This window comes from Mesorhizobium sp. WSM4830 (assembly GCF_055811495.1).
Genome location: NZ_JBVVQI010000068.1, coordinates 1 through 7263, shown reverse-complemented (window position 1 = coordinate 7263; position 7263 = coordinate 1). Strand labels below are relative to the sequence as shown.

Below are 7263 nucleotides of genomic sequence, written 5' to 3'. Positions count from 1 at the left end.
CTAACCCTTCGCCGTCATCAGGCTGGGTAGAGGACTTGCACCTCCAAGCTGTCGATCATGCTCGGCACACAACAAAAGGGCGCCGACCGCGCCCTCTATCACTGCTTGGACCGATCTAATGCCGGTATTGCTGAATGCGCGTGGTGCGCAGGCCGGCAAGGCCATATTCGTCGATCGACGCCTGCCAGGACAGGAATTCCTCGGTGGTGAGCTTGTAGCGCTGGCACGCCTCTTCGAGGCTCAAAAGCCCGCCACGCACCGCCGCCACAACTTCCGCCTTGCGCCGGATAACCCAGCGACGTGTGTTTGTCGGCGGCAGATCGGCGATGGTAAGTGGGCTGCCGTCTGGCCCGATAACATATTTGACTCGCGGTCTAATTAGATCGGTCATCGTACTCTCTACAAAAAACTCAAAGACCCAATCCCCACCACATTACCGCCACAGCTTTAAAATTTGCCTAAGCAGACCCTAATGGTTAGGTAAGGATCATGAACGCGGCGTTAGCCTTTTCATCGGCATTTGAAACATCTGCCGGCAAGCGCGTTGAACCCGGCAGGAAAAATGAGCCGCCCCGGCAAAGCTGGCGCAGCCGAGACGCTTGACCTATATTCCGGCCATTGGCATTGAAGCGCCGCGCAGAACGAAAGAACCATGAACAGCCTCGACCTTCCCGGACGCCCCGAAAACACCCGCGTCGTCGTCGCCATGTCGGGCGGTGTCGATTCGTCGGTCGTTGCCGGTCTCGTGAAGCGCGAGGGCTACGACGTCGTCGGCGTTACGCTGCAGCTTTATGACCACGGCGCGGCAACGCATCGGGCCGGCTCATGCTGCGCCGGCCAGGACATCGACGATGCCCGTCGCGTCTCCGAGACGCTCGGCATCCCGCACTATGTCCTCGATTACGAGGAGCGCTTCCGCAAGGCGGTGATCGACCCGTTCGCCGAGAGCTATGTCGCCGGCGAAACGCCGATCCCTTGCGTTTCCTGCAATCAGACGGTGAAGTTCGCCGACCTGCTTGCGACCGCCAAGGAACTCGGCGCCGACGCGCTGGCCACCGGCCACTACATCCGTTCCGGCGCCAATGGCGCCCACCGCGCGCTTTACCGGCCGGTCGACGCCGACCGCGACCAGAGCTACTTCCTGTTCGCCACCACCCAGGCGCAGATCGACTATCTGCGCTTTCCGCTCGGCGGCCTGTCGAAGCCTGAGGTTCGCGCCATCGCCGAGGAGATGGGACTGACAGTCGCCGCCAAGCAGGACAGCCAGGATATCTGCTTCGTGCCGCAGGGCAAATATTCCGACATCATCGCCAAGCTGAAGCCCGCTGCCGCCAATCCGGGCGACATCGTCCATATAGACGGGCGCGTGCTTGGCCGCCACGAGGGCATTTTGCGCTACACCGTCGGTCAGCGCCGCGGCATCGGCATCGCCTCGGGCGAGCCGCTCTACGTCGTTCATCTCGACGCCGACCGGGCCCGTGTCGTGGTCGGCCCGCGCGAGGCGCTGGAGACCCACAAGATCTTCTTGCGCAACATGAACTGGCTGGGCGATGGCCCGCTGACAGCTATCCCGGCGACCGGGCTTGAGCTTTTTGCCAAGGTGCGCTCGACGCGGCCGCCGCGCCCAGCCGTGCTGCATCACCGCGCCGGCGTCACTTCGGTGGAGCTGGTCGACGGCGAATCCGGCATCGCGCCCGGACAGGCTTGCGTGCTCTATTCCGACGATGGCAACGAGGCGCGTGTGTTCGGCGGCGGCTTCATCGAGCGCTCCGAGCGCGGTGCCGAAGCCGAGGCGATGCTGACGCGGCTGGCCGTCCAGCCGGCGCGGGTTCCCGCCGAATAGGCGGCGTTTCGCTTAGGACCTTGTATGGGCGACGGTGCCGGCGGTCAGGATGCGCAGCACCCTGATGGCTTCCTCGCCGCTGGTGCGCGGTTCGGCCCGCGTTTCGATGCAGTGGATGAAATGCTCCAGCTCGCGCGTCAGCGGCATGCCCTCGCCGACCGCCACATAGGACGGCTCGTTGGCGGTGAACGCCCATTGGCCGCTGTCCTGCCAGACCGCGTGGCGGTAGACGGCAAGCTTGCGCTCCCACGGCTCGACGTCGTCAAACACCGCCATCGCCTTGGTGCCGACAACGGTCAGCCGCCGTTCGCGGTAAGGGTTGAGCCGCGAGGCAAACAGATGGCCGCGCAGGCCGTTGGGAAAGCGCATGTGCAGATGCGCAAAATCGCTGAGATTGTCGAGAAGAGCAGCGCCTTCGCCACGCACCTCGACCGGCTCGGTGCCGGTGATGGCCAGGATCATCGACAGATCATGCGGCGCCAGATCCCACAACGCGTCGTTTTCGGTGTGGAACTTGCCGAGGCCGAGCCGATGCGAGTGGATGTAGCGGACCTCGCCTAGCTCGCCATTGTCGATCAGCGCCTTCAGCGTCTCGAAGGCGGGATGGAAGCGCAGCACGTGGCCGACCATGAAGACACGAGCATTGTCGGCGGCCGTCTGCACCGAGCGCTCGGCATCGGCCACCGTCAGCGCGATCGGCTTCTCCACCAGAACGTCCTTGCCGCCGAGCACGGCGCGCACCGCCATGTCGGCATGGAACTGCGGCGGCAGCGCCATGACAATGGCATCGACATCGTCGCGGGCAAACAGCGCCTCTGGCTCGATCGCCAGGCAATCCTGCTCGCTGGCAAAACCCTCCGCACGCGCCGGATTGACGTCCGAAACCGCATGCAGCGCGCCGAGCGCCTTGAGGGTGCGGATGTGGTTGCTGCCCCAGTATCCGCAACCGAGGACTGCAATGCGCGGTTTCATCAATTCTTGACCATGGCTTTCGTGGCCGAGACATAGCGACGTGCCTCGCTGAACTCAACCCCGGCCTGTGCGCCCAAATGTCTGCCCGGCAAAGCTTTAGGCGCCAGCAATATGCCGGCGCGGCAGCCACTTCGATGCTTGACAGGCTTGGCCTCGCAACCTTATATCCGCGCGACCTTGGCGAATGCGCCGATATGCCTGCCGATTTAAGCTGGATTTCGGGCCTTCGCCGCCCTGGCGGGGTAGCTCAGTTGGTTAGAGCACGGGAATCATAATCCTGGGGTCGGGGGTTCAAGTCCCTCTCCCGCTACCATCACTGCAGCGTTGGGCGCCTCTCCCGGCTTGCGATTTGGCAGGCTGAGAAGCTCCGCCAGCGCACCGCGGACTTTCAGCTCAACCTGTCCCCGACCCTCCGTCGGAATGACCTCGATCCCCGTGACCAGTGAGCGGATGATCTTCGCCGCCTCGTGCCGCTCACGCTCATCGGACTGCAACGCGTCCTGGAGCTCGGATACTTGCCGACGGTAAACCGTCACCGCTGCCGGATGAAACTCCACAATGCTTTCTGCGGCCGCCATCGCCTGAAGCTCTCGGGCCAGATTCTCCTTTTCGCGCTCGAGGGCCAGTAGCTTCGATTTCATGCTGGTCGTCGCGACACCGTCAGCGATAGCATCGACGATGTTAACGATCTGCCTGTCGATGCCGGCATGCCGCCTTTCGACTTCCCTTTGCCGTTCGCGGTTCATGGCGTTCAGTCGCTTATGCTCGGCATGATATTCAGCAAGGAAGCCCGCAGTGGCATCTGGCGCCAGCAAGCGCCGCTGGATGCCTTCAAGCACACGCTTCTCAAGCTCGCCAACACGGATCGTCCTGTTATTGGTACAAGTGCCTTTCTCACGGTGGGCGGCGCAAGCAAGCTGGTCGCTGTTCTTCACCGTATAGGAAGCGCTACAGCAGCCGCACCGCACAAGCCCCGAGAACATGTGCTTCGGCCGTCGGCGGTGATGGAGTTTCATGCCTCCATAGAGCTTCTTGCGGGCTTGCACCGTATCCCACAGCTCATCGTCGATGATACGCAGATGCGGCACTTCAACGACCTGCCAGGCTTCCGGCGGATTCGGTCGCGAGATGCGCTTCCCAGTCTCGGGATCCTTGCGCATTTGGAGACGATTGAAGACGAGCAGCCCGATATAGGCTTCGTTATAGAGAAAGCCGCTTCGCCGCTTGAGATTGCCATTTATGGTCGAGGCGCCCCACGCACCGCCAAACGGTGATGGGATACCTTCCTTGTTGAGGCCTGCGGCTATCGTACGTGCCGATTTGCCAGCCGCGAACTCCAGAAAAATCCGACGCACGACCTCGGCTTGATCCTCATCGATCTCGCGCAGACCGCGGATAGGTTCGCCGCGTTCATCGAGCTTTTTGACCACGCGATAGCCGTAGGAGAGGCCGCCGGCGTTGTAGCCGTTCAATATGCGGCCGCTTTGGCCCCGCCTGATTTTGGCGGCAAGATCGCGCAGGAACAACGCGTTCATCGTTCCTTTCAGGCCGACGTGCAGTTCGTCTACAGCACCCTCCGAGAGAGTGACGATCCTGACACCGGCAAAGCGCAGTCGCTTGAAGAGGCCGGCTACGTCCTCCTGGTCGCGTGACAAGCGATCGAGTGCCTCGGCTAGAACGATCTCGAATTGCCCGCTTTGAGCATCGGCTAGAAGCCGCTGGATGTCTGGTCGGCGGATGATGCTTGCACCGGACACGGCGGCATCGGCATAGGTCCCAACGACAGTCCATTTCTCCCTGTCCGCGTGCTCTCGGCAAAGCCGCAGCTGATCCTCGATAGAGGCTTCGCGCTGGTTGTCGGATGAGTAACGAGCATACAGCGCGACACGGGTCATGGATCGCTCCTCTGCCTCTGTCTGCTAATGTCCGCCGCCGTCCCCATCCTCCCATTCTGACGGTCTTTTCTCAAGAGGATGAACTTTGTTGTCATTGGCCGCATGCAATTGTTCAAAATGCTCCCGAGCAACCCGCCGACCCAACAAACGGGCGATCGACAGGACGGCTCGTTCAGCCATGTCTCGTGCCGACATGTCAGCCCTGTAATCATGGCTTGCGCTGTCGTTCCCAGGTTTGGCCTCGTCCACCATGGCATGCCCGCTGTTCTGTGTAGATCAAGGGCATTGAGCGGCGTGATGATCGGCAAGACAAGTTCAGTTGCCGCGCGGTCGTAGTGTGGCGTGAAAATACTTGCGCGCTGCGATTTGGGAAATTCGAAGCCGGACTATTACCAAAAGCTCTGCGCTCTCTAGCAATATCGCACGCGATATCCAATATGCCTGCATGAGACTGCTTTTCGATACGGCGACCATGGTGGCTGCGATCCGAAGTGACGCTGGCGCCTCGCGCCAACTGTTGGTGGCGGCCTTGGATCGCCGGCTGACGCTCATCGCTTCGGTGACGCTGATGATCGAGTACCAGGCGGTCATGACAAGACCTGAGCACCTTGAGGCTTCCGGCCTGTCGGCCGAGGAAGTGAACGCGTTTCTAGATACCGTGACGGCCGTCGCCGAGCCGGTTCGCCTTGTCTTCCTCTGGCGGCCCGCCGTGCGCGACCCGGACGACGACATGCTGCTGGAAGCTGCGGTAAATGGACGGGCGGATGCTATCGTGACGTTCAACCTGCGCGACTTCGGCAAGGTGGCCGATCGCTTCGGTATCATGGTCCTGTCGCCGGGCGAGGCGCCGAGACGATTGGAGAGAAAGACATGAGGAGAAGCAATTTCGCACTGCGGCTTCAGCTCTCGCTTCTCGATGAGGCGCGCAAGGTGGCGGAGAGCGAAGGCGTGCCGCTCAACCAGTTCATTAATGTGGCAGTCGCCGAGAAGCTTTCGGCGCTGCGCACGGAAAGTTACTTTCAGGAACGCGCTGCCCGTGCCGACATCCCAAAGGCGCTGGACATCCTGAAACGGGCCGGCAAAGGGAAGGCGCCGATCAAGGGCGACGAATTGCCGGATTAACGCTCCCTGAGAAATGGAGCGGTATCGCACGTGCGTCCGAAGCGTCCGTCGGACCGAAAACTGCCGATCAAGGCTGGCGCGGCACGCGCCACCGCGATGCGAAGCTGGAAGTTGGGTTGGGCGGATCTTCATATCTCGCCTCCTTCTTCGTCTTTCAGGCGCTGAAACAGCAGCCAGCCCGCCAGAGCTTGGGACGCTGCTCGCCTTTAAAGACCTGTTCCGGCGTCATCTGCTCTGCGATGCGTATCAAATCGCTGAGTGCCGAGCGGATTTGCAGCCATGGGAATTCGGAGCATTCCTCCCAGGCCTCGCCCTCTCGCAACACGGCGTCGAGCTTGCCCGCTACACCGGCGAGGGTCGTAGCGGGAGTCGTTGAGAACGCTTCCAGCAGATCCTGTGCCCGGTCGCAAGCGTCACGCTCAGCTCTGAGCGCGGCGGTGTAACCATTCTCCTCGGCAGCCGCATCCCAGCGTGCTTGATGCGCCGCGAAATCAGCTTCGGCCTTCTCGCGGAGAGCCACCATGTCCGGCCCTTTGCCGAGTACTTCATTGAGCATCTCGATCGAGTGGACCGTCACGTCCTCACCCGCGGGCAGGCGGACGGTCGCGCGAGGAAAGCCGACGCTCTCGACAAGCCTCGTCTCCAGACGCTGTTGCTCGCGGCAAAGCCGCTCGCTCAGCCTGTGGGCTGTCTGCCATTCCCGACAAAGCGCCAGCGCTGGGTCGAAGAGGGACATGTTCGTCGCGGTAGCGTTGCCGGCAAGAGTACTTTTCTCAAGCATTGAAGCGGTGGACGCGGTCATTCCTCCCGCAAGCACTTGCCTACGGGTGACGAAAGGCAGAGTCGTGGTATTGTCGGAATCAGCCATGATCCGAGCTCCTGACAGCTTGGTTGTGGTCAGGTCGGGCTAAGCGTGTCAGCGCTCAGCTCGGCCGATTTGGAAAATATCCTCTTATACAAATTGATTGACGTCAATCGGATTGTAAGCCTTGCAAAATGCGCTAACGATAGAGCAGTGTCGCGGCGCTCGGGCGATGCTTGGGTGGAGCCAAGACGAATTAGCTAAAGCGGCAAATGTTGCTCGACAGACGATTGCGGATTTTGAGCGAGGGGCGCGGATCCCGATCGCCAACAATCTGATAAGTATAAGGCAAACGCTTGAGAGGGCCGGAATCGAGTTCTTGTCCGAAAATGGTATCCGCTTAAGAGGCCCCATCTGACACCTGTCTGCCAGTACGCTTGGCTAATTGTTGCCGACGAAAACAACAGGTGACAGTGCCGGCCGACGGGCGCTCTCACAACCCTAACCCCCGCTTTCTGCCGAAGCTCCAGTCGATGCCGCCGCTGCTTTGCACGACCCCGCTGATGTGCTGGCCGATGCGCTTGTCGAGCATGGGCTGCCACGGCACCAGTTGAAACCCGAGCCCGTCG

At 61.4% G+C, this 7263-nt stretch carries 9 protein-coding genes and 1 tRNA gene; 5 read left to right on the top strand and 5 right to left on the bottom strand.

The window, feature by feature from the left end; all coding sequences use genetic code 11:
* Nucleotides 1–115: 115 nt before the first annotated feature.
* Nucleotides 116–391 (bottom strand): CtrA inhibitor SciP, encoded by a 276-nt coding sequence (sciP, locus tag AC0L2Y_RS34195; RefSeq protein ID WP_023679563.1) that lies wholly within the window; start codon nt 389–391, stop codon nt 116–118.
* 261 nt (nt 392–652) lie between these two features.
* Between sciP and mnmA the strand changes: the two genes are divergently transcribed.
* A complete protein-coding gene (gene mnmA, locus AC0L2Y_RS34190; RefSeq protein ID WP_473562280.1) occupies nt 653–1843 on the top strand; it encodes a tRNA 2-thiouridine(34) synthase MnmA in 1191 nt (396 codons plus the stop codon).
* A 12-nt stretch (nt 1844–1855) separates the two neighbouring features.
* Here the strand turns inward: mnmA and AC0L2Y_RS34185 are convergent, their stop codons facing one another.
* Complete coding sequence (locus AC0L2Y_RS34185) at nt 1856–2815, bottom strand: Gfo/Idh/MocA family protein (RefSeq protein ID WP_473562279.1); 960 nt, start codon at nt 2813–2815, stop codon at nt 1856–1858.
* A gap of 236 nt (nt 2816–3051) precedes the next feature.
* Between AC0L2Y_RS34185 and AC0L2Y_RS34180 the strand changes: the two genes are divergently transcribed.
* Nucleotides 3052–3128, top strand: a tRNA-Met gene (locus AC0L2Y_RS34180).
* Here AC0L2Y_RS34180 and AC0L2Y_RS34175 read toward each other — a convergent pair.
* Nucleotides 3085–4710: a recombinase family protein gene (locus tag AC0L2Y_RS34175; RefSeq protein WP_473562283.1), complete on the bottom strand. Its 1626-nt coding sequence runs from the start codon at nt 4708–4710 to the stop codon at nt 3085–3087. The two genes, AC0L2Y_RS34180 and AC0L2Y_RS34175, sit on opposite strands and share 44 nt — an antisense overlap.
* Before the next feature lie 445 nt (nt 4711–5155).
* Between AC0L2Y_RS34175 and AC0L2Y_RS34170 the strand changes: the two genes are divergently transcribed.
* Together AC0L2Y_RS34170 and AC0L2Y_RS34165 are read left to right on the top strand one after the other, a co-directional pair.
* Nucleotides 5156–5584, top strand: a complete 429-nt coding sequence (locus AC0L2Y_RS34170; protein WP_473562278.1) for a putative toxin-antitoxin system toxin component, PIN family — start codon at nt 5156–5158, stop codon at nt 5582–5584.
* Nucleotides 5581–5832 carry a hypothetical protein gene (locus AC0L2Y_RS34165; RefSeq protein WP_140533520.1) on the top strand — a complete coding sequence of 84 codons (252 nt, stop codon included), beginning with the start codon at nt 5581–5583 and terminating at the stop codon, nt 5830–5832. The genes AC0L2Y_RS34170 and AC0L2Y_RS34165 overlap by 4 nt, the downstream gene beginning before the upstream one ends.
* A gap of 154 nt (nt 5833–5986) precedes the next feature.
* Here AC0L2Y_RS34165 and AC0L2Y_RS34160 read toward each other — a convergent pair whose 3' ends face one another.
* On the bottom strand, nt 5987–6700 hold the full coding sequence (locus AC0L2Y_RS34160) for a hypothetical protein (RefSeq protein ID WP_473562277.1): 714 nt from the start codon (nt 6698–6700) through the stop codon (nt 5987–5989).
* A gap of 166 nt (nt 6701–6866) precedes the next feature.
* On the opposite strand from AC0L2Y_RS34160, the gene AC0L2Y_RS34155 reads away from it, so the two are divergent.
* On the top strand, nt 6867–7052 hold the full coding sequence (locus tag AC0L2Y_RS34155) for a helix-turn-helix transcriptional regulator (protein WP_473562282.1): 186 nt from the start codon (nt 6867–6869) through the stop codon (nt 7050–7052).
* 75 nt (nt 7053–7127) lie between these two features.
* Here the strand turns inward: AC0L2Y_RS34155 and AC0L2Y_RS34150 are convergent.
* Nucleotides 7128–7263 (bottom strand): DUF3363 domain-containing protein (locus AC0L2Y_RS34150; protein ID WP_473562281.1); only part of this gene is annotated, 136 nt, incomplete at its 5' end.